Origin of the sequence: Acetobacter estunensis (assembly GCF_011516945.1) — a bacterium.
GTDB lineage: Bacteria > Pseudomonadota > Alphaproteobacteria > Acetobacterales > Acetobacteraceae > Acetobacter > Acetobacter estunensis.
Window position 1 is genome coordinate 1 of sequence record NZ_WOTH01000039.1, and the last position, 22,075, is coordinate 22,075.

Below are 22,075 nucleotides of genomic sequence, written 5' to 3' on the forward strand. Positions count from 1 at the left end.
GACTTGAACTCTGCCGCATACCGTTTCCGCGTAACCTTGCCCATAAAACCCGTCCTCGTTCAGGCCAGATGATAGCTTATCGCCCTGTCCGAAAAATGGGGACCACCTCTTTTACATCCCATACGGGGTTATCCGTCGAGTAATTGGAATCCTTGGTCCAATCCAACTGAAGCGTGTGCTGCTGTCCAGTGGAATCATAAATCGTCTGCGTCGTCGTATAACCCGCATCCGGCAAACCACCTGACATCGTCAGCGTAGTGGTCTCCGTTGGCCGGAACGCGATATTGGACACATTGATCTGCGTAAGATCATTACTAAGCACACCCGTCGTCGGGTCAGCCATGTACCCATTCAGATAATAGCCCGACGTATTGACGAGATATCCACTCTTGTCGGTCTCGAAATCACCATTCCGCGTGAAGTACTGCTCTGTCCCGAAAGACGTTTTGCCTGACGTCGCCTGCCCGGATACCTTCGAGACATCGAAGAAACCATTTCCGGAAATGGCGACCGCCAACGAATTGGTACTGGTGGAAATCGTACCCTGTTTCTGAACCTGAGAACGGGAAACTGCCCCCACCCCATCGGAAACCGCCTGCCCCGTGTAGGAAGATAATGAATTCGCCACGAAATCCTGAAAGGTCGTATCGGTCGCCTTGTACCCCGTCGTCTGGCTGTTGGCGATATTGTTACTGAGATTGGTAAAGGCCGTGGACTGTGCATTCATGCCTGAATCGGCTGTGTACAGTGAATTGAAAATCGACATGGATCACTCCTGCAGGGTGGCCGCGAAAGCGAGGCCAACAACTCCGACAGACAGGAACCATGCATATTCCGTGCCAGATCTCCCCTTGCCATCGAAAATCCACAAAAATCCTGCCGACCAAGACCTGCATTCACCACATCGTCTCGCGCAAAGTCTTTTTTAGACTGTAAACACCCTCATCGCCTCGGCACATTCTGCCCACCCGGCACTTTCGATCCGGCAAGATAAGCGTCGCGCGCCTTATTCCTCTCTTCAAAAAGCAGGAAAAACGCGACCAGACCCCATGTGGCCCGAAACTTGCATTGTAATGCTGTGCCTCAAACTGTCTGGAATCCATCATGGTGCCCCTGTCGACATCGAGCCTAGTGACGACCAGCCTTTCATCCTCTACGTCACCATCGACCAAAGCGCCCGGACAACCGAGTTCCGGGGCTACAGGGCCGCAGTCCACATCAGACACTCCCTCGTCTGGGCACGGACGCTTCCATGATCTCGTCGCACACAAAACATCTTTGGCATCAAGTGCCACAGATATGAGCTTCAATGTCAGCAGCAGTACCGTTCCCTCGCCAACCACATCCGTTATCAGTGGAGGAGGCGTTCTCTCCACCACATCAACAGTACAACCTGATGAGTTCCTCGATTCAGGAAGCGCTGCAACCGCTGTGCTGTCCGGAGCAAGTGTCGTTCCTTTGGTTTCAGCTTCCTCCTTTCCTCAGCCTGTCCTTCCGCATGGGCAGACCACCTCATCTCATTCGCAGACCGCTTCCAGTTCAACAAACAATGACGACACATTTTCTTCTGTCGTCTCAGGTTCGGGCGACGCGGGACTGCCACAGGATCTGACTCTTCTCGCTCAATTCGTACCGTTCGCGGGAGCCAGTCTGACTGCGACATCCATTTCCAGCGGTGAACCACCATCCCCCTTCACCGTACAAGGGGGCAGCACGACCGTCACGACTTCTTCTCTGGATACCGGCCTTGCGCAATCCGCCTCCGTTTCTGGAGGCGCGACCACTACCTTCGGCAGCCTTATCAATTCAGGTGCAACGCTGACGTCTTCCGTAACGGACGCCTCAATTAGCGCAAATACCACTCCTGAAGAAATGTCTGGCTTTCTGCCTCTCTCTGGCGGTTTTGTAACAGCGCTCAATGTGCAGGGAGACACTCTGCCACAGACTGCCAGCCTTTCCGATGGTGCCGCAATCACGTCCGCCTCGTCCGGCGGGCTCACCAATTCTGATGCAGCGCCGGTAGTTCCCGTGACGACCGCAGCGATTGAGGCAAATGCCACATCTAAAGCGACATCAGATGCCACTCTGCTCGTCGGTGGCTACGTAATGGCACCCAACGCCGGTTCCGCTATGCCTCCTGAGAAAACAGCCTCCATGAAGGATGTTCTTCCTACTGGCATGACGATGACGGTCAACGCAGCCACTTCGTCAACGCCGAACACTCCAACGAGCCTGAGCACGTTGCAGGCTCTACAGGATCAGACCGCCGCCTCTTCTTTGCCCGTAAGTTCTGATACGCAGAGTGCTGAAGAAGCGTCCTCCGCGACTACCATCAATTCCTCAAACATCACGGTTTCGAGCGCAATCTCTTCCTTATCGCAGCCACTTGCAGGCGGCAATATTTTCCCACTCACCTCGGCAAATATTTCCACATCTACGGCGATGAACATCTCATCAAGCGGTATGGCGGCAATCTCGGCATCCTCCTTATCGAGAAGCGCCGCTTCTCCGGAAACCGCTACTGGCAATCCGGACACGTCCACCAAATTTTCACAAGCTTCACGGACTGTTTCGAGCGACGAACTGACAACCCGGACAGAATCTGCTCACACGGCAAAAACGACCGGCAATCAGAGCGACGAACATAACGACAGCTCCCATTCGTCCAGTCATGAGAATGAAATATCCACTCCCACGACACCTTCTGCGTCCCAGATAACCTCGCCCTCGTCCTTCACTTCCCTGCTGGAAGTTTCCACTCCAACCTCAGCGATCGACACCGCTGCTGAGGTTACATCCCTGTCTCCTGCCGCCAATCTCTCTTCATCTGCGTCAGATTCCTCAACGGCCCTGAGCTTGACGTTGCAAATGGGTGATGATCCAGCCTCGGTGCAGGTGACGATTGATCGCAGTACCGACGACTCTCCGCTTTCCATTCACATCGGCACAAATGCTCTTTCAACTCTCAACGAATTGCAGACGCACCAACACGAATTGGTTCAAACGCTGGAAAACGCTGGCATTTCCACAGACGGCTCCCAGATTTCATTCGCTCTGACCGACGCATCAACTGGTGAGTTCTCAAACCATACTCCACAGGCTTCTGTGGAACAGATTATCAACAGCGCTTCAACAAGTGAGGCATCTTCAGATTTCGCAAACGCTTTCGGTGGATCCTTGTCCAATGACAGCAACAGCAATGGAAACTGGAGTGGCACAGCGCCTCAGCTGACGCCTACTTCCACATTTTCCAGCGCTTCATCCGATCAGGAAGCCGATATGCCGGTTTCTCTTCCCGTATCCCACACGACTGCCCGCTCAGGCAGCGTCAACATCACAGCCTGAAGGATAACTCTTCATGGTCAGCGCCACCACGTCCAACTCCTCCACCACGAGCCTCCTGTCCACCACTGTCACAGCCGCGCGTTCCGCCACGGCCACGAACGTCGCCACCAACACGTCCTCAACAACAAGCGACGCTACCGACACGACCGACAGTAACGCCCTCTCTTCTCTGGCCAGCAATTACACCACCTTTCTGACGCTGCTGACGACACAGCTGAAAAATCAGGATCCAAGCAGCCCTATGAGCAGCGATAGCTTCACCACGGAACTGGCACAGTTCGCTGGAGTGGAGCAGCAGGTTGCGACAAATACGAATCTCAAAACCCTCATTTCTCTGACGGAAGATGGTCAGCAGTCTTCCAACATGTCTCTTGTGGGTAAGACGGCCACCGCCACCACTTCCGAGTTGCCCTTGCAAAATGGCAGCAGTCAGATTTCCTTCACCACAACATCTGCCGAACCCATCGCCATTGCCGTCACCGACAGTAGCGGCAATGTGGTGCAGACAGCCGAATATACCTCTACGGTTGGCACAAATACGTGGACATGGAACGGAACGGACACCAACGGCAATCAGCTCGCGGATGGCTCCTATAATATTGCCGTGGAAACGGCCGATTCTTCCGGCAATACGTCTGCGGTTCCCTTCCAGGTCACCGGTTCCGTCACCGGTGTCACGCGCGATGGCACGACGCTGTATGTCGAAATGGGCGCGTCAAAGATCGATATGTCCAATGTGACATCATTCTCAGATGCCTCATCTTCAAGTTCTTCGTCCAGCTCCAGTACAACCTCATCAAGCTCCACAAGCAGCTAACGCACTTTTCGCAGTCCGGGCCATCTTTCACAGAAGCCCGGACGTTCCAGTTTATACGAATATATTTGAAACTCCTTTTTTTCAGTGACCTCGTCCCTCACGAAAGCTCCCGGATCCGTGATCTTTCCTTCCTGCTCGGCAAAAAGTGCCGAGCGATTAACCGGGAAGTAATCCGCCGCCTCCACTGTCAACAAAGCTGACTGACACGGTAGCGAGACAAGGAACCTGTTGCCTTCATGACCACTCCCCACTCTTTTTCGCACCCATCTTATTGCTTGGGCGGTAATCCTTGAAAGCTACACTTTCCGGCCTCAAATCTCTGGGGCTCCCGCGACTTATCGCCCTTGGCGCCGTAGGTCTCGGCATTCTGGGCATCCTAGCCACGGTCGCATTTCATGGCGGTCCACGTCCTACTACTCTGCTGTATCGCGATCTCGATTTGCGTGAAGCCGCACAAATGGCAGAAGATTTCGAAAAAGCCCATATCACGCACAAGGTCTCTCCACAGGGAGACAGCATTTTCGTGCCGCAGGATCAGGTTGCTTCCGCACGACTTCTTCTTGCACGTGATGGCCTGCCTTCAGGAGGTTCTATAGGATACGAAATCTTCGATCATGCAAGTACGCTGACGACCACGCAGTTTGAGCAGCACATTGAGGAGACGCGGGCGCTCGAAGGAGAACTGGAACGCTCGATCCGGTTGATCCACGGTGTTCGCAACGCCCGGGTGCATCTGGTTCTTCCGCACCGGGAAATGTTCTCCACGGAACGTCAGGCCGCACAGGCAAGCGTCCTGCTGACTCTCAATGGTGGCCGACCCGACAAAGAGAACATTCAGGCCGTTCTCAACCTTGTCTCTGCAGCCGTGCCCGGTCTGCCGGCTGATAACGTCTCCATCATCGATAGCCGAGGAAATGTGCTTGCACGACCGGGAGAAAAATCCGGCCCTCTCGGCATCACTCAAACCATCGAAGAGCAACGTCAGGCGATGGAAACGCGGCTCGCCCAAGCCGTGGAAACCATGCTCATCCCCACCCTCGGCGCAGATCACGTGCGGGCAGAAGCATCCGTCTCCATGAACCTCGATCAGGTTCACGAAACACAGGAAAGCTACGATCCCGACCAGCAGGTACTTCGGTCTCAGCAATCGACAAATGATAAAAGCGTCAATACCGAGGGGCAGGGCAGTACGTCCGTCGCCAACAATCTTCCCAATGCCAATGCCGGACAGCCTCGTTCAGGAAGTCAGGATGACCGACGGGAAGAAACGAACAATTATGAAATCGGTAAAAAAGTCCGCACGGTCGTTCAGGAGCAGCCACGGGTAGGGAAAATCAGTCTCGCTGTAATGGTTGACGGCACCACCCATGATGGCCCCGATGGAAAACCTGTATGGGCTCCTCTCGATCAAGCTGAACTCGACCGGATCACCACGCTTGCCAAAACAGCTATCGGGTACGATGAAAAACGTGGTGATACCGTCAACGTGGTCTCAATGCGTTTTGCTTCTGAACCCATGGATAATCCCATGCAGCAACATGGCTGGATGGGCCTCCCGGTAGATCGCGCAGACATCCTCCAGACTATTCGCAGTCTGGCACCGGGCCTTCTCATTTTCCTCGCCCTCATCTTCTTTGTTCGTCCTCTTCTGAAAAAAGATGGGGTTGCCGAAGATACAACAGAAGAAACAAATGGAGGTCTTATCAATTCTGAGTCCGAACGTCCTATTACGTCGCTATCCGAAACAACATCTTCGGTCCTTGGCTCGGCTCCTTCAGGCCAGTTGGCTCTTGAAGGTCCATCCGAAAACACAAGTGATTTCATGAATCTTTCTGGCATTGAAGGACGCTTGAAAGCATCAGCTATCCGGCATGTTCGTGATCAGGCCACAAGCAATCCGGAAGAAAGTCTCAACATCATACGTAGTTGGCTCACGCCTCAGCACGAGGGATAAAATATGCTCACCAAGACAGATATCTCGGGTGCGCAGAAAGCTGCCATCCTGCTCCTCGCGCTGGGAGAAGAAAGCGGCACCCAGCTTTTCTCCATGATGCAGGAGGCAGAAATCCGTGAAGTGTCGGCAGCCATGGCGACAATCGGCATGATTCCGGCCGAAACGGTCGAGAGTGTCTGTAATGAATTTTCAAAATCATTTGCATCAAGCGACACGCTGATTGGCTCTTACGAGAGTACGGAACGGCTTCTGCGTAAGGCACTTCCTCCGGATCGGGCCAATCTCATCATGGAAGAGATCCGTGGCCCCGCCGGACGTACGATGTGGGACAAGCTGGGTAATGTTCCCGAGACCGTCCTCGCCAATTACCTACGCAACGAATATCCCCAGACTGTGGCCGTCATTCTCAGCCGTTTACAGCCTGCTCAGGCAGCCCGAGTTCTGGCATTGCTTCCCGAAGATTTCGCCGTGGATGTGATGATGCGCATGCTTCATATGGAAAATGTGCAGCGTGATGTCATCGACAGTCTGGAAACGACTCTTCGTTCTGAATTCATTGCAAGCCTGGCCCGTACGTCGCAACGCGACAGTCACGAACTTCTGGCCGAAATTTTTAACAATTTCGACCGTCGTATCGAAGGGCAGTTCATGAATGCGCTTGAGAAGCGCAATTTTGAAGATGCCGAGCGAGTGAAAGCTCTCATGTTCACGTTCGAGGACATCCAACGTCTTTCCCCTGAAGTCATTATGCGTGTGATGCGTGACATCAATCGGGAAAAACTGCCGCTGGCTCTCAAAGGGGCATCCGAAGAACTGCGCAATCTGTTCCTTTCATCCATGACAGCGCGTGCGGGAAAAATCCTTCAGGACGAGATCACATCATTGGGCCCCGTAAGAATCAAAGACGTGGACGCAGCGCAGGCAGAAATCGTATCAACTATCAAGGAATTAGCCAATCAGGGCGAAATCGATATCAATCCCGGAACAGATAGCAACGAGCTTCTTCCGTGACGGAAATGGCTATTGTCCCCGGAATGAATATGGCGGGAATTCTCTTCGCAGAGGATTTCGATGCACTACCCGATGAACCGCCCCCGTTGGAAGAAACAACGGCAGAAATCGATCTTACCCCTCCCCCCCCAACTTTCACTGAGGAAGAGGTTTCCGAAGCTGTAAAAAAGGCTGTCAGTAAAGCCGTGGCAGACGCTACCGAGCGTACGCGAACGCAGGTTGAACAGGAAAAGAAAGAGCAAGCAGAGCAAGAAAAAGCCGATCTACAGCGGATAATAAATGAAGCTCTCAGCGATATCCGCACACAAATGGGAGAGCGACTGAAAAATTATGCCGAAACCCTCGCTTCAACTCTAATTTCGACAGCAGTATCGGCATTTCCACAATGGCCAGAACACGATGATACGTTTTGCTCTGCCACACTTCTTCAGGAAATACTTCCTTTATTTACAGGTGATTTCCGTGTCGTGCTCCGTCTACATCCGCACAACGTCGAAATTCTGGAAAAAGAACTTTCCTCGCAGAGTTCCGTCGACAGATCCTGGCTTATTATCGAACCAGATACCGCAGTACAGAAGAGCGATTTCGAAATGAAATGGCCAGATGGAGAACTTAAACGCAATCTTGGCGATCTTTCTGAAACCATTCTTATGGCACTCTCCACAAATACCACCACCAGCCTCTCAACAGGATCCGCGTCATGAGCACTCAAGCAACCGTTGACGATCTCAACCAGTTCGAAGACGCCGCCGAACCATCAAACGAGGCTCCTCTCCATGGGATTGAAGCTGTTTACGATATACCGGTCACGGTGAGTGCGGTTCTGGGACGTAGCACCATGCAGGTCAGTCAACTGCTGAAACTAGGACGTGGTGCTGTTGTCGAACTTGATCGGAAGGTCGGGGAGCCAATTGATATTTATGTCAATAATCGTCTGATCGCACGTGGTGAAGTCGTGATGGTCGATGAAAGCCGCCTTGGCGTGACGATGACAGAAATCATCAAATCAGAAAAAGCAGTTTAAGGCACATATACAATGCGGGTTCTGATTGTCGGCACCCTGTCCGGTGAGTTGGGAAAAGCTGCCTCTATCGTGCTGGAACGTGGCGCGCGCGTCGATCACGTCGAAACAGACGCGCAGGCCATCGTACGCGTATGTGAGCAGGGGGACCACAAGCTCATAATTTGCAGCCCCGAAACGAATATCGCATCGTTGGTAGCGTCCTTGCGACGCGAACGCATTGCGATTTCCGTTCTTGCCTGCGGTCCGGAAGACCCTGTTCTGGCAGCTAAAGCTATTGAGAGCGGTGCGGAGGACTACATCCCACTACCGCCAGACCCTGATATCATTGCCGCTTTCATCCAAAACGCCAGCGACGACACGTCACCTCTTTGTGCTGTTGATCCGGCGATGAGGAATATTGTCGCAAAAGCCGAGCGTATTGCCTCATCCGATGCCTCCGTCCTGATCACTGGGGAATCAGGAACAGGTAAGGAAGTAATGGCTCGGCATATTCATGAAACATCTCAACGTGCCAATGGTCCTTTCGTGGCGCTAAATTGTGCTGCCTTACCGGAAACACTTGTAGAATCCGAACTGTTCGGTCACGAGCGTGGCGCTTTCAGCGGTGCGACAGCCCGACGGATCGGACGTTTCGAAGCCGCGAATGGGGGCACGCTCCTGCTCGATGAAATCAGCGAGATGGATATCCGGCTGCAGGCCAAACTTCTCAGAGCCATTCAGGAGCGAGAAATCGATCGTCTCGGCGGCAATACCCCTGTTCCGGTAAATGTCCGACTCATTGCCACCTCCAATCGCGATTTGCCGATGGAAGTAGCAGCTGGTCGTTTCCGAGAAGATCTTTATTTCCGGTTAAACGTCGTGTCTCTACTTCTGCCGCCGCTACGCAACAGACCGCAAGACATCCCATTCCTCGCCACCCATTTTGCCCGTCACTACAGCCTCATCAACGGCCTTCCTCAACGTTCCATCTCCAATGAGGCCATGCAAAATCTTGAACATTGCAGATGGCGCGGAAATGTTCGCGAACTGGAAAATGCGGTTCATCGCGCCGTCGTAATGGCTACAGGGTCGGAGATCGGTATCGAAGCATTCGATCTTCCACTTGCAACCATTCCAGATTCTTCTGCCCCCACAGAAACAGCCGAACGCTCTCCATGGGTAGGACATAAGATGGAAGAGGTTGAACGGGCCCTGATTCTTGACACCCTTAGCCACACTGAGGGCAATCGGACCCATGCCGCCTCTCTTCTTGGTATTTCCATACGCACCCTGCGCAACAAGCTGAGAGATTATACCGATCGGGGCGTAACCGTACCGCCGCCCGCGCATGGACTGGCCACGCCGCAATGAGTGAAACAGCAAAGTCGCCGGTGAACGCCACGCGCAACTCTTTCGTGCGGCGCATCGCGTCTCTGAAATCTTTCGATATCCGCTCTCTGCGACATGGCGGTTGGCGTCAGTTTCTACCGGGCTCCGATGTAGGGCTGGCTATGGGCGTTGCCGTCCTGCTGTCCATTCTGGTTCTCCCTCTTCCGACCATGGTGTTGGATGTAGGATTAGCTCTTTCCATCACGGCGTCCGTTCTGATCCTGATGGTGGCGCTGTTCCTTCAGCGACCTCTTGATTTCACCTCTTTTCCCACACTGCTCCTTCTCACGACCCTTCTGCGCCTCTCTCTCGAAGTCGCCACGACGCGGCTCATTCTTGGCCACGGCAATGAAGGTATTTACGCAGCAGGACATGTGGTCGCAGCGTTCGGTGGTTTTCTGATGGGAGGAGATGTCGTCATCGGCGGCATTCTTTTTTCCATTCTACTCGTCGTGAACTTCATGGTCATCACAAAGGGTTCGGGACGTATTGCAGAAGTTGCTGCCCGCTTCTCTCTGGACGCCATGCCGGGAAAACAAATGGCCATTGATGCCGAACTGGCTTCCGGCGCCATTTCGGACAAGATTGCCCGACGCAGACGGCGGGAACTGGAAGAGGAAAGCGGCTTCTATGGCTCCATGGACGGCGCTGCGAAATTCGTGCGTGGAGATGCCATCGCGAGTATCATTATCACAGCCATCAACATTATCGGCGGCCTGACGATCGGTGTTGTCCGACATGGCATGCCTCTGGCCGATGCAGCCTCAGCCTTTACGACACTCACCATCGGTGACGGTCTTGTTTCTCAGATTCCGGCGCTCCTTGTCTCCACGGCTGCTGGCATTGTCGTGACAAAAGGCGGAACGGAAGGAGCCGCAGATGCCACATTGATCCGTCAATTGGGGGGAAGTCCGAAACCTCTTTCACTAGCAGCCGGGATCGCGGCTGTTATGGCTCTTATGCCGGGACTACCCGCACTTCCTTTTCTTGGACTGGCGGGACTGGCGGGAGCCGCAGCATGGGCACGACACGAACGTCCCCTTTCCAATGATGAAGAGGAAGAGGCGACGACCACCGTTGCAGCGCCAACCAATGCCGGACCGCCGATAACGGATTCATTGCGCATCGACATGATCCGTCTGGAACTTGGCTTCAGTCTTCTGGGGCTTGCCAGCGGAGAGTCTCCGCAACTTACCGAACAAATCCGCATCCTGCGTCGCACAATCGCAAGTGAAATGGGCTTTATCCTTCCCCCCGTACGAATACAGGACAATCTGCAGCTCAAACCGGATCAGTATTCAGTGCGTATCAAGGAAATCGAAGTCGGCTCAGGAGAAGTGCGACCCAATCGTCTGCTGGTCATGAATCCCCAAGGCGGTCTTCCCATTCTGGAAGGCGAAGTTACCAAAGAGCCAGCCTTCGGGCTTCAAGCCATGTGGGTGGATACCAGCCTGCGGGAAAAAGCCACGTTTGCAAACTATACAGTGGTCGATCCGGCCAGTGTAATGGTCACTCATCTAAGCGAACTGGTCCGCGAAAATCTTTCTGAATTACTGACTTATGCTGAAACACAGAAACTCCTCGATGAAATGCCTCGTGACCAGCAAAAACTGGCGTCCGATCTCATTCCATCCCAAATATCGCTCGGAGCGGTGCAGCGCGTTCTGCAGGCCCTCCTTGCCGAACGGGTATCGATACGTGACCTGCCAACAATTCTCGAAGGCATACAGGAAGGCTGCGGTCAGGGTCTGCGCGCGGTCCCACAGATTGTCGCCCATGTACGCACGCGCCTTTGCCGTCAGATCAGTGCCTCACTGACCGGCCCCGAAGGCTACATTCCCATTGTGGCGCTCGGACCAAACTGGGAAGCCGTATTCATGGACAGTATGGTCGGGCCGCCGGAAGATCGCCAGTTGGCCATGGCTCCCAGCAAACTCAACGATTTCATTACGCGCCTGCGGGCCGTTCTGGATCAGGTCTCCTCACAGGGCGAGTCTCCTGTCCTTGTTGTGAACGGCAGCATCCGGGGTGCCATGCACGCCATTATGGAACGGCTTCGTCCAGCCACCCCTGTTTTGGCCCAGAGCGAAATCGCTCCGCGCGCCCGAATTCGTACCGTTGCAACCATTCAGTAAGTTTCAGGAAGGATAATCACACGACGTATTTTCGGAAAAAGTCATGAAACTGAGAACTTTCACTGGTCCTTCCATTCAAGATGCTGTCCGTCAGGTCCGCGCCGCACTGGGGGAAGCAGCTCTCATTCTTTCAGAACGTGTTACGCCAACGGGCGTGGAATTGATTGCGGCAGCGGACCCTTCCAGCGCCCAGCAAACAGTTCCACCCCCAAAAAGCTCTTCATCGATTGTCGAACGCCCCGTTACCGAAGGCATGTTCGACCGAGAAACATTGGTGTGGCACCGCATTCCAGATGTCCTCATTGATGAACTGCTGGCAGATCCATGCAGTGTTGCCCTTTCCCGACTGGTAAGCTTCGGTTCCTTTTCATTCGCTCCCGGCAAATCTCCTCTCGCGCTGGTAGGACCTGCGGGATCTGGCAAAACCCTCTCCGTCGCCCGGCTTGCCAGCCGCCTTGTGCTCTCAGGCATAACGCCACTTGTCATTACCACTGATCGTGAAAAAGGAGGCGGCATCGAACAACTGGCTGTTCATACGCGCCGTCTCGGCATTCCCCTCATAGCGGCTCACGATACCCGCACCCTCAAACGGGCGCTCAGCCAGCGGCAAAACGGTCAACCGGTCCTGATCGACACGGCTGCGGTCGATCCTTACGATCCGGAAACTCATGCTGTTCTTCTGGAACTTGTGGCCGCAACCCGTGCCCAGTTATGTCTCACATTGCCCGCAGCGCACGACACGGAGGAAACGGCGGATATTGCAGAAGTATTCTGCAAGGCAAACACACATATGATGATTGCCACCCGACTGGATCAGGCCCGACGTATCGGAAACATTCTCACGGCCGCAGCCTGCGGACTTGTTTTAACAGAAGCCGGTATCAGCGATGCAGTCGCCGGTGGTCTGGTGCGCCTTACTCCGCAACGACTGGCACAGCGTCTGTCTTGCCGCTTAACCTTCCCCGAAAACAGTGCAGAATCCACCTCGAGTAACGGCACTCCTGTCTCAATAGAGACTTCTCTCGCTTCGTCTTCCTCATCACGACCGCCTTCTCCGGTTCAGAAACTCACCTCTGTTGCGCATCCTCCCCGAACAGACACCTTTCCATCCTTTGCCACAACGATTGCCCGAGCGAACGTGGCCGAATCAAAAGCAATGCCTGTGACATGAAAGAAGATTCCATGAACAAGGCGACTTTTCCCTCGGTTCCCCGGCCCTATACACGCGCTCTTATGCAGCGGCATCAAGTTCCGATACCACTGACTACAGCTTCCGTTCCCAAACAGGCCTCGACTCCACATGTTGTAGCGATTGCCTCAGGAAAAGGCGGCGTGGGCAAAACGTGGTTTTCCATCACCCTTGCTCACGCGCTCGCTTCCAACGACACACAACAGCGCATCCTGATTGTCGATTGCGATTTCGGACTGGGAAATGTGGATGTCCAACTCGGACTTCACCACAAATACGATCTTACACATGTGCTGCGACGCGAAATCCCGATCGAAGAGGCCATCGTTCCTGTCAAACTTCACAATGATGGTGCCCATTCAACAAACCGCATAGATGTATTGCCCGGCCATTCAGGGTCTTCCACTCTGAGGCTTCTGCAACCCGACTCCCTACGCTCCCTGCTGGAGCAAATTCGTGATCTTGGCGATTATGATGTGATTCTTCTGGATTTGTGCGCAGGCATAGACTGGAGTTCACGAATGATTGCCGCAGCCGCCGACACACTTCTGGTTGTGACGACGGAGGAACCGACCGCTCTCACCGATGCCTACGCTGTGCTCAAACTGGCGGTTCGCGACAGGCGACAGGATGGATACACGACCCCGAATGCCTGGGTCGTTATCAATCAGGCCTCGGGAAGTCGTTCGGGGCAAGCGACTTTCGATATATTGAACCAGTCCTGCAAACGCTTTCTGAGCTTTTCGCCCCATCTGGCTGGCGTCGTACGAAAAGATCGACGTGTGTCGGAAATGATTCGCCGTCAAAGCTCCTTTCTCGGAACTTTGCCCACCTCCAATACGGCAACCGATGTCCTTCGTGTCGCTCGTCAACTTGTCGCCGATACCTTCCCCGCACTCGTGAACTGATACGTCTTCACCAGCACAAACTGTACAGGATTATCGCTCTCTGGCCATTCATGAACTCTGGCGTAACAACGGCGTCAACGATACAGGCGATAGGATGAGCAGCGACATCTCCGACTCCCCATGGATCGATTCCGGACCGCCGAGCAAACTGGCATTTGTAGCGGCTCCCACGCCCACGGCCCGAACAGGGCTGGAACGTCTGGTCAGTCGTTACGGCGATTGCGCTCCAGCCGACGCCGAAGTGGTAGTCTGCCTAGGCGGAGATGGCTTCATGCTTGAGACGCTCAGAAGCATGATGGATCATGACGTGCCGGTTTATGGCCTCAATTGCGGGTCTGTCGGATTTCTCATGAATCCTTTCGACGAGGACGGTCTTCAAGAACGCCTGAAACAAAGTCAAAGCGCCATCCTCCATCCGCTCCACATGCGGGCGACCTGCGAAGATGGTTCGATTCATGAGGAAGATGCGCTCAACGACGTTTTCCTTTTTCGACAGACCCGTCAGGCAGCCAAGATTCGCATCGATATCGACAGACGTGAACGCATGCCGGAACTGATCTGCGATGGCATTCTTATTGCCACTCCCGCCGGCTCCACGGCCTACAACCTTTCAGCTCACGGTCCCATCGTGCCACTATCGGGCAATCTGCTTCCCCTCACGCCCATCAGCGCCTTTCGTCCGCGCCGCTGGCGTGGCGCACTTCTTCCTTCCACGGCCATCGTGACCTTCACGATCCTTGAGAAAGAAAAGCGTCCTGTTGCTGCCGTGGCGGATTCCACCGAAATTCGCGATGTAGTGGAAGTGACTGTGCAGGAAAATCGCGAGCGCTCTGTCATGGTGCTGTTCGACCAAGGACAAACTTTGTCAGAACGCATCATCACCGAACAGTTCTCAGCCTGATCGCAGGATACGCATTCATGTATCGCCGGACCCTTCTAAACCGCCTTCAAGGGACGCTTCTCTGTAGCTTCTCAGGGCTGGCAGCCTGCGCAACATCCTCCATACGCATCTCTTCGTTCATGGCCGTGGACCGTTTGGTTGACGAGGCTATCGCCCGGAAGGACGTGCCCGGTGCCGTGGTCGCAATCGGACATGAGGGAAAAATCGTTCATCGCTTTGTGGCAGGCCACCGCGCGATAGAACCCGATGTGGAACCCATGACATGGGACACGCATTTCGACATGGCCTCATTGACAAAGGCCACCATCACGGCGCCCGCTCTCATGCAGTTCTGGGAAAAAGGACTGTTCCAACTGGACGACCCGGTGGCGCACTATCTTCCTGCCTTTGGCTGTCGCGGCAAGGAAGCCATCACCATTCGGCAATTGCTCACACATTTTTCCGGTCTTCCGCCGGATCTGGATCTTTCCACGCCTTGGAATGACAAGGAAAGCGCCATCCAACGCGCCATGGCAAGCACGCCTACGCAAGCTCCGGGGACGCGCTTCATATACAGCGACATCAATTACATTGTGCTTGGGCTTTTGGTGGAAGCATTCAGCAAACAATCGCTGGACAGTTATGCGCAAGAGCATATCCTGAACCCACTCGGCATGTCGCAATCCGGCTTCATGCCCTCACCTACCCTGCGCCCCCTGATCGCCCCTACTCAGTATGACGAACACCATGTGCCGTTGCGTGGCGTCGTACACGATCCGACAGCCCGTAGAATGGGTGGCGTTGCCGGACATGCCGGATTGTTTTCAACAGCTGACGACATGGCTGGTTATGCTGCCAATCTACTGGCGCGCCGGGCCAATAGACCAAGTCTCTACCCGCTCAGACCGGATACAGTACGCCTCATGACCTCCCCCCAATCACCGATGGACTCACACGATGTTCGCGGGATGGGATGGGACATTTCCACACATTATTCGACACCCCGAGGCGATGTCTTCCCTGTCGGCTCCTTTGGGCACACAGGCTATACTGGCACATCCCTCTGGATGGACCCGACAAGCGACAGCTTCGTGCTGATCCTCACCAACCGGGTGCATCCATTGGATATTCATGGCAAAGCCATCGTCCAGTTACGCCGGGACATCGCGACTGCGGCGGCACAGGCTCTTTTATCGACCTGATTCCTGCAGCTCGTTACCCATCAACAAAAAACATCCCGGCAGACGCAAAGTCCTGCCGGGAACCATCACATCGAATCAGGCGACTGAGGGAATGGCCTCAATCTCGGACGCCAGACGCGGCTTGCGTCCTACAAGACGCAGCGCCCACAGAATGAAGCGCGCGATATTGGGGGCAAGTTTTGGACGAACAAGGCGGGCATCATACCCAGCAAAGCGCTTGGCGTTTTCCATCTCACATATCTGCATGAAATCAGCCAAAGTGATGTCCTGATTGGTCATCTCCTTGGTGCCATTGACTGTGAAATTATTGTCCTGCGTATGTTCCTGACCATCCGCATCCACCGACACGGCAAGTCCCAAACGTTCGTAAACGAGGAATGCCCAGACAGCGAGCACCTTCAGTTCAAACCACGGACGTTTCCACGCTGGCATCACCGCACGATACCAGGCCAGCCAGTTGGCGAAGAGCAGGATGTGCCGACATTCTTCCTGCATCACGGGCTCGAATGTCTCGATCAACTCGGCAGGAAAGAAGTTCGACGTCTGTGCAACCTTGAACATGCCAAACGCAAAGAAGCTGTCCACACATTCCGAGAAACCGGTGACCAGATAGGCCCACTCGACATCCTTGGGCTCAACGTAAGGAGGTTCCGGTGCCATCGGAATCCCGTACGCCTCGACGAGCTTGCTCAGAACCTCCTTATGACGGTTCTCCTCCCACGCATTGCGTGAGATGGCGTCCTTCATGTCGGGATCCTGCACCAGCCGGGCATAGGCCGCCATGCGCAGACGCGCCTTCCCTTCCGTCTGTACGGCAATGCCCCAGATCGGCAGAGACGTCACACGTTTGAGAACATCGGGCGGCAGTTTGGGCCAGTTGATGACGGATGGACGATAAGGATTGAACGTCTCCCGGAACATCGCCGCCACGGCCTGCTTGTGCTCGGAAGACCCCGGACGCAGTGGCCCCGGAATGGACGAACTCCAGTGGCGGGAACGGTAATCGGCTTCCTTAACGGCTTCTTCGCTTGGCGGCGGCGGAAGATCGTCAATGCTGTCGGGAAGCTTTGTGTAGATATCGGCAAGCGCGGTCATATTCCACGTAACCCATGTTGGAGACGCGGGCCTACGTAAAAGCAGCCCGCATCCAGAGGATGGATCGGCTCCATACCTGTCACAGGCATGGACAACCTCCGCGTTAGTGGATGTCGGAGGGGCGCGAAATGATCCGTGTCACAAGGCCGTAAGAAATCCCTTCCTCAGCCGACATCCAGTAGTTGCGGTCCGTGTCCTTGCAAATCTTTTCGTAGGACTGTCCTGTCTCACGGGCGAAAAGACGGTTGAGACGTTCCCGCATCTTGACGATTTCACGTGCCTCGATGTCGATATCCGTTGCCGGCCCACGCACGCCGCCCATCGGTTGATGGAGCAGAAACCGCGTATTGGGCAGACAGAAACGGCGATCCTTATGTCCGGCCGCAAAAATAAGCGCACCGGCGGAGGCAACCCATCCCGTGCCGATCATGTTGATCGGAGCAATGGAATCCACGAAGCGGATCATGTCGTGGATCGTGTCTCCACTCTCCACATGACCACCGGGTGAGTTGACATAAACATCGATCGGCTTGTCGGACGTACCCGCCAGCGCCAGCAGACGTCCCGTCACATCACGCGCGATCTTGTCATTGATACCGCCGAAAATCAGCACCTTGCGCTGATCGAACAGGCGCTTCTCAAGCTCGCCGATTGGCGAAGAGAGGGTTTTATTCTCATCCGGCTCTTCCTGTTCCGGGCCTTCGGGGGCCGGAATATCAGGAGTATCCGGCTCGTCATCGAATCGGATCTGCCCGGCGGTGACATCGTCCATGATGCGGGTGGCGCCCATGAGGCGAGCCTCCTTACTTTAGGTTGTACAATTTCACACCCCATCCTGCGCTGCCGGGCTTCCGATGCCAAGAGGGGGTTTCATGATGAAGGATATATAGGAACTCTCGCCAGAAAACCTACGCCCCGGTAAGAACCAAGGAATGACCGTCTCCGCCTCACATACTGATATCCGATCCGTCCTCATTCTTTGGGGGGCAAGGCTACGTTTGGGTGCGCTCACCTTACCTGTACTGCTCCTGACCGGCTGCCAGAATCACCATGACATCATCGATTCAAGCGTGGACTGGTACCACCGGCAGGAAGGCGGCCTCATCGCCACGCAGCGACCGCCACCACCCGGAGTGAACGGGCCTTATCCACGTGTAGGTCTGACACCCACGACAGCACCCGAACTGCCCTCGCCGGAGTTGCGACAGGACATCACCAACAATCTGCTGCAATCGCGTAATTTTGCGCAGCGGATGGCCGTCCGGAATGGCACACTCACGCCCGACATTCCTCCTCCGCCAGAGCAGGCAAAGGCCGCCGCCTCTACAACGGCGGGTAAACCTGGAGAAAACGGTCAGTCCGCATCGGCTTTGCCTGATGGAGCGATGGGAGCTGTTCTGGATGCGGCGGATTCGTCACCCCCCGCACCAGCATCGCCTCCTGCAAGTTCCTCATCGGCTGCTCCTTCCCAACTGCCTTCTGTAAGCGGAAAGGCAAGCACCAAGTCCTCGAAGACACCTGACGAACCCGAAATCGCACTGCCGGAATTTCGTGGCAATGCACCCAAAGTCGCAACGGAAGTCGAAGGGCCCCTACCGGAAGTCCCGAATGGACCACCAGCGGCACCTTCCATTCCGGGTTTTGCTGTTCCAGCGGATGCCAATCTGAAAGATCCAGTAAAGCCGGACTACGACCTTTCCACCCCCGAAGGCACGCTTATCACGTTCCTGCCTCAATCCGATCAACTCGCGCCCGGGCAGGATTCCGCCCTCGACAAACTCGTGCACTCTCGCGGCAATGCTCCGTTCTATCTGCACTGCAGTGGTGAAACGGCCTCGATGGACCCGGCTGATCAGGCACAGGCCGTGCAACTCGGCCTGCTGCGCGCCCGCACACTCTCTGCTGCGCTGACACAACGCGGTGTGCCCGCTTCAATGCTGCACATCAGCAGTTCAGCTTTTGGACCGGGAGCACGCGTGAGCACCAAGGGTTGAGAAAAACCTGTTGAAGAAAAGTTTTTTATTTCTGGCTCTTGACGCTCCTATCCCCTCGGGGTAATCACCGCCTCGCCTCTGTCCCGTTCGTCTAGAGGCCTAGGACACCGCCCTTTCACGGCGGCAACACGGGTTCGAATCCCGTACGGGACGCCAGTCGCTCTAAGTGACTGATATTATTGCCATAAAATCCTGGGTTCCCACTGTGTGTCACATCTCTGTGTTACATACGGGACGCCAGATTTGCCCACTCCCTACATGCTCCGAAGACACCACACCTGGTATCTCAGGCTTCGCGTTCCCGCAGACCTGAGGCATATTGCCGGGCAGTATGTCGTTCGCTCTCTGAAGACGGGGGACAGGTCTCTGGCTCAGGCGAGAGCCATCGGGCTTGCGTCGTCATTCAATGGACTCTGGATGGATTTCAGGAAGAAACTCGCGGAGCAGTTGAAAGCCTATTTCGACGGAGAGAGTCCGAAGGGTGAGATGGTCAGCTTTGTCCGCGAGCATAAGGCAGAGATTGAAGCTCTTCCTGAAGACGCGAAAGCCGCGTTTTCCACATGGATGGATATGGTCATTACGCGAACCATCTCCGAACGTGATGACCTGAAGGAAGAGCGGGACCAGACCTATGCCCTGACCGATATGTGGAAAACCGCCAGGCATCAGGGTGTCGTGGAGGGCATGGAACGCGCCATGTCCCTGCTGGGCAATACCCTGCCCCGTGACGTTCCTCCCCCACCTGGAAAAGCCGCCGGAACTTCAGAGTGTGAAGAGCCTTGGCCGACCCTTGTTACGCGGTTCCATGAGGATAATCCCGGCCAGAGCGAAAAAACCATGGAGAGTTATGGAATCACCTTCAGGCAGTTCGCGGACCTGATTGGTGACAAACCTCTCAACACCATCACGAAGCAGGACATGAAATCATATGCGGACTGGCTGAAGGACAAGCCTTCCAAGCGTGGTGGAACCCTTGGACGGAATACGATTATCCGCCATCTCGGAGAGGTAAATTTTTTTCTCAAATGGTGCGTCCAGTCGGGTCTGATTGAAGACTGGGGATTTGCCGATGTTCAGGCCCGCGCCCGCACTCAGGAAGAGAAGAAAACTCGTCAGGAGGACAGAAGACGGGCTTTCACAGAGACGGAACTGACGCAGATTTTCAACAGCCCGCTGTTCACTGGATATAAGAGTGACGCGAGGCGAAGCGTTCCCGGCTCATGCCTGACACGAATCACGGATTTCTGGTTCATTTCCGTGCTCGCCATGTCGGGAGCCAGAATCGGAGAACTGACCGAAGCTCCTGCCGAACTGTATGACCTTGAGGGAATCCCCTGTTTCGACTTGCGACAGGCTGGAACGAAAACGCAGAACAGCCCACGGCTTGTCCCTGTCCTGCCCCAGCTAAAGAGCCTTGGCTTTCTCAATTATGTGGACAGACAGAAACGCGCAGGACGGATGCTGATGGAACCACTTCAGGGAGCCATCACAGCGGAAGGCTGGTCAAAACGTATCAACCGCTATCTTCAGGATATCGGACTGACGGATAAGAACCTAGTCGCGTATTCTTTCCGCCACAGCTTTCGTCAGATGCTTCGCGTCTCTGATTTGAACATGGAAATCATCAACAAGATTTTTGGTCATGAGACTGGCTCTGTTGGTGCTGGCTATGGTGCAAACCTGTCCAGAGCCGAGGCTCAGCAGTTTATCGACAGGGTGAAGTTTCCCGTGTTTCTGGGAGAGCTGGTTGATACCCACGGTAGTTTTTTGTAGAGATAAAAATGCAAAGCTTTGAATACAAGTTAATTTAATATTTTGGAGAAAAACGTTGGCAAAACCAAGAGTATTTATTAGCTCGACATTTTATGACTTACGTCTGGCTCGTGCTGAATTAGAACATTTCATACGCGATATGGGATATGAGCCAGTATTGAATGAACGGGGACAGATTCCTTATGGAAAAGATATGCCTCTTGAAGAGTATTGCTATAAAGAAATATCGAAAGTACATATATTAATTTCAATCATAGGTGGCCGCTTTGGGTCTCAGTCTAGAGATTCAGATAAATATTCTATATCAAATATGGAGATCAAGGAAGCCTTGAAACAAGGAAAACAAGTATATATATTTATAGAATCCGGCGTTCTTTCGGAATACTCAACATATAAAAACAATAAAAATATAGAAAATATAAAATATTCTCATGTTGATGATGTAAAAGTTTATAAGTTTATTGAAGAGTTATATGCTCTACCAAACAATAATCAGATATCTTCCTTTGATAATATGCATATTTTGACTGCTTATTTGCGTGAGCAATGGGCGGGACTTTTTGAGCGGTATTTAGATGGAGATGCTCAAGGAATACTTGTCGATATGATGCGCAAAATGGAACAAGTTACGTCTACGTTAGAGGGTTTGACAGAAGTTTATAGAAAATCTCCACCAGGAAATGATTCTGAAGAAAAAGAGAAAATAATGGATGAAATTATAATTCAAAATCATCCAATATTCTCTGCGATGAGAAAAATGCTCAGAGTCAGATACAGAATTTTTTTTACCAATCAATTGGAAATGGAAGATTGGCTAAAAAGTGCGCGCAGTGGAAAATCTATTGATATCGAATGGGATGATTTAAACGATATTGGCTTACGATATAAAATCATGATGGGAAAAGATTCTGAATATACGCTGGATGTTTCATCAGATTTATTTGATTCAAATAAATCCTTAAAACCCATGCTTCCAAGCGAATGGCAAGAATCTATGTTGCGATTAACCCTCATTCCTAAATCCATCGATTTAGATGAAGAAATACCATTTTAATAAATATTCTTGCAATTATTCCTCTGTATCTGGTTTAATAATAAAAAAGGCCAGATGCTTTAACATCTGACCCGAAAACAGGATGGAGACAAGCCATCGGAGTATTTTACTTATCGTTAATTTTGATTATGAATTATATGAAAGAATTAGTCAAGAATAAAATGTAAAAATATTTCGATTTTTTCTCCGTCATAGATATGGAGAAAATTATTATGGGCTTAGGGCCTGTTAGATCTTGAATTTCTTCCCATATTGTAGGGATGGAAGAAGGAGACAGAACAGGCACCTTTACGGACGAGACATGGGCGATCTGGGAACCTCTGATT

18 protein-coding genes, 1 tRNA gene and 1 pseudogene are annotated in these 22,075 nt (G+C 53.4%); 17 read left to right on the forward strand and 3 right to left on the reverse strand.

Going from position 1 to position 22,075, the window contains the following annotated elements:
* Positions 1-76 precede the first annotated feature (76 nt).
* Positions 77-766, reverse strand: a complete 690-nt coding sequence (locus tag GOB87_RS13585; RefSeq protein ID WP_166317877.1) for a flagellar hook-basal body complex protein — start codon at positions 764-766, stop codon at positions 77-79.
* Between the two features lie 533 nt (positions 767-1,299).
* Between GOB87_RS13585 and GOB87_RS13590 the strand changes: the two genes are divergently transcribed.
* From GOB87_RS13590 to GOB87_RS13645, 12 genes are all read left to right on the forward strand, one after another.
* Complete coding sequence (locus tag GOB87_RS13590; RefSeq protein ID WP_166317880.1) at positions 1,300-3,345, forward strand: flagellar hook-length control protein FliK; 2,046 nt, start codon at positions 1,300-1,302, stop codon at positions 3,343-3,345.
* 13 nt (positions 3,346-3,358) lie between these two features.
* Entirely contained in the window at positions 3,359-4,162 is an 804-nt protein-coding gene (locus tag GOB87_RS13595) for a flagellar hook assembly protein FlgD (RefSeq protein WP_166317883.1), read from the forward strand.
* Positions 4,163-4,451: 289 nt separating this feature from the next.
* Positions 4,452-6,116: a flagellar basal-body MS-ring/collar protein FliF gene (gene fliF / locus GOB87_RS13600; protein WP_166317886.1), complete on the forward strand. Its 1,665-nt coding sequence runs from the start codon at positions 4,452-4,454 to the stop codon at positions 6,114-6,116.
* A 3-nt stretch (positions 6,117-6,119) separates the two neighbouring features.
* Positions 6,120-7,127, forward strand: coding sequence for a flagellar motor switch protein FliG (gene fliG, locus GOB87_RS13605; RefSeq protein WP_166317889.1), 1,008 nt, complete (start codon positions 6,120-6,122; stop codon positions 7,125-7,127).
* A complete protein-coding gene (locus GOB87_RS13610) occupies positions 7,124-7,831 on the forward strand; it encodes a FliH/SctL family protein (protein ID WP_166317892.1) in 708 nt (235 codons plus the stop codon). The genes fliG and GOB87_RS13610 overlap by 4 nt, the downstream gene beginning before the upstream one ends.
* A complete protein-coding gene (gene fliN / locus GOB87_RS13615; protein ID WP_166317895.1) occupies positions 7,828-8,151 on the forward strand; it encodes a flagellar motor switch protein FliN in 324 nt (107 codons plus the stop codon). The genes GOB87_RS13610 and fliN overlap by 4 nt, the downstream gene beginning before the upstream one ends.
* Positions 8,152-8,163: 12 nt before the next feature.
* Positions 8,164-9,501, forward strand: a complete 1,338-nt coding sequence (locus GOB87_RS13620) for a sigma-54 dependent transcriptional regulator (protein WP_166317898.1) — start codon at positions 8,164-8,166, stop codon at positions 9,499-9,501.
* Complete coding sequence (flhA, locus tag GOB87_RS13625) at positions 9,498-11,654, forward strand: flagellar biosynthesis protein FlhA (RefSeq protein WP_166317901.1); 2,157 nt, start codon at positions 9,498-9,500, stop codon at positions 11,652-11,654. The genes GOB87_RS13620 and flhA overlap by 4 nt, the downstream gene beginning before the upstream one ends.
* Before the next feature lie 43 nt (positions 11,655-11,697).
* On the forward strand, positions 11,698-12,825 hold the full coding sequence (locus GOB87_RS13630) for a flagellar biosynthesis protein FlhF (RefSeq protein ID WP_166317904.1): 1,128 nt from the start codon (positions 11,698-11,700) through the stop codon (positions 12,823-12,825).
* A gap of 62 nt (positions 12,826-12,887) precedes the next feature.
* On the forward strand, positions 12,888-13,751 hold the full coding sequence (locus GOB87_RS13635; RefSeq protein WP_166317925.1) for an AAA family ATPase: 864 nt from the start codon (positions 12,888-12,890) through the stop codon (positions 13,749-13,751).
* A 94-nt stretch (positions 13,752-13,845) separates the two neighbouring features.
* On the forward strand, positions 13,846-14,652 hold the full coding sequence (locus tag GOB87_RS13640; protein ID WP_166317907.1) for an NAD kinase: 807 nt from the start codon (positions 13,846-13,848) through the stop codon (positions 14,650-14,652).
* 17 nt (positions 14,653-14,669) lie between these two features.
* Positions 14,670-15,833 carry a serine hydrolase domain-containing protein gene (locus tag GOB87_RS13645; protein WP_166317910.1) on the forward strand — a complete coding sequence of 388 codons (1,164 nt, stop codon included), beginning with the start codon at positions 14,670-14,672 and terminating at the stop codon, positions 15,831-15,833.
* 75 nt (positions 15,834-15,908) lie between these two features.
* Here the strand turns inward: GOB87_RS13645 and GOB87_RS13650 are convergent, their stop codons facing one another.
* Positions 15,909-16,928, reverse strand: coding sequence for a ferritin-like domain-containing protein (locus GOB87_RS13650; protein WP_166317913.1), 1,020 nt, complete (start codon positions 16,926-16,928; stop codon positions 15,909-15,911).
* Between the two features lie 103 nt (positions 16,929-17,031).
* Entirely contained in the window at positions 17,032-17,718 is a 687-nt protein-coding gene (locus GOB87_RS13655) for an ATP-dependent Clp protease proteolytic subunit (RefSeq protein WP_194303362.1), read from the reverse strand.
* 208 nt (positions 17,719-17,926) lie between these two features.
* Between GOB87_RS13655 and GOB87_RS13660 the strand changes: the two genes are divergently transcribed.
* The 5 genes and pseudogenes from GOB87_RS13660 (at position 17,927) to GOB87_RS13675 (ending at position 21,749) form a co-directional block, all read left to right on the forward strand.
* Positions 17,927-18,922 carry an OmpA family protein gene (locus GOB87_RS13660; protein WP_166317916.1) on the forward strand — a complete coding sequence of 332 codons (996 nt, stop codon included), beginning with the start codon at positions 17,927-17,929 and terminating at the stop codon, positions 18,920-18,922.
* An 80-nt stretch (positions 18,923-19,002) separates the two neighbouring features.
* Positions 19,003-19,078: transfer RNA gene (locus GOB87_RS13665), tRNA-Glu, on the forward strand.
* A 102-nt stretch (positions 19,079-19,180) separates the two neighbouring features.
* Positions 19,181-19,339: pseudogene (locus GOB87_RS17190) on the forward strand (DUF6538 domain-containing protein); the annotation flags it as partial.
* On the forward strand, positions 19,340-20,695 hold the full coding sequence (locus GOB87_RS13670; protein WP_166317919.1) for a phage integrase SAM-like domain-containing protein: 1,356 nt from the start codon (positions 19,340-19,342) through the stop codon (positions 20,693-20,695).
* A 55-nt stretch (positions 20,696-20,750) separates the two neighbouring features.
* On the forward strand, positions 20,751-21,749 hold the full coding sequence (locus GOB87_RS13675; protein WP_166317922.1) for a DUF4062 domain-containing protein: 999 nt from the start codon (positions 20,751-20,753) through the stop codon (positions 21,747-21,749).
* Positions 21,750-22,075 lie beyond the last annotated feature (326 nt).

What these genes read in the sequence shown, in the direction of transcription:
- GOB87_RS13585 (WP_166317877.1), bottom strand. Translation starts at nt 766, where the DNA reads ATGTCGATTTTCAATTCACTGTACACAGCCGATTCAGGCATGAATGCA.
- GOB87_RS13590 (WP_166317880.1), top strand. Translation starts at nt 1,300, where the DNA reads ATGAGCTTCAATGTCAGCAGCAGTACCGTTCCCTCGCCAACCACATCC.
- GOB87_RS13595 (WP_166317883.1), top strand. Translation starts at nt 3,359, where the DNA reads ATGGTCAGCGCCACCACGTCCAACTCCTCCACCACGAGCCTCCTGTCC.
- fliG (WP_166317889.1), top strand. Translation starts at nt 6,120, where the DNA reads ATGCTCACCAAGACAGATATCTCGGGTGCGCAGAAAGCTGCCATCCTG.
- fliN (WP_166317895.1), top strand. Translation starts at nt 7,828, where the DNA reads ATGAGCACTCAAGCAACCGTTGACGATCTCAACCAGTTCGAAGACGCC.
- GOB87_RS13620 (WP_166317898.1), top strand. Translation starts at nt 8,164, where the DNA reads ATGCGGGTTCTGATTGTCGGCACCCTGTCCGGTGAGTTGGGAAAAGCT.
- flhA (WP_166317901.1), top strand. Translation starts at nt 9,498, where the DNA reads ATGAGTGAAACAGCAAAGTCGCCGGTGAACGCCACGCGCAACTCTTTC.
- GOB87_RS13630 (WP_166317904.1), top strand. Translation starts at nt 11,698, where the DNA reads ATGAAACTGAGAACTTTCACTGGTCCTTCCATTCAAGATGCTGTCCGT.
- GOB87_RS13635 (WP_166317925.1), top strand. Translation starts at nt 12,888, where the DNA reads ATGCAGCGGCATCAAGTTCCGATACCACTGACTACAGCTTCCGTTCCC.
- GOB87_RS13640 (WP_166317907.1), top strand. Translation starts at nt 13,846, where the DNA reads ATGAGCAGCGACATCTCCGACTCCCCATGGATCGATTCCGGACCGCCG.
- GOB87_RS13645 (WP_166317910.1), top strand. Translation starts at nt 14,670, where the DNA reads ATGTATCGCCGGACCCTTCTAAACCGCCTTCAAGGGACGCTTCTCTGT.
- GOB87_RS13650 (WP_166317913.1), bottom strand. Translation starts at nt 16,928, where the DNA reads ATGACCGCGCTTGCCGATATCTACACAAAGCTTCCCGACAGCATTGAC.
- GOB87_RS13655 (WP_194303362.1), bottom strand. Translation starts at nt 17,718, where the DNA reads ATGGGCGCCACCCGCATCATGGACGATGTCACCGCCGGGCAGATCCGA.
- GOB87_RS13670 (WP_166317919.1), top strand. Translation starts at nt 19,340, where the DNA reads ATGGATTTCAGGAAGAAACTCGCGGAGCAGTTGAAAGCCTATTTCGAC.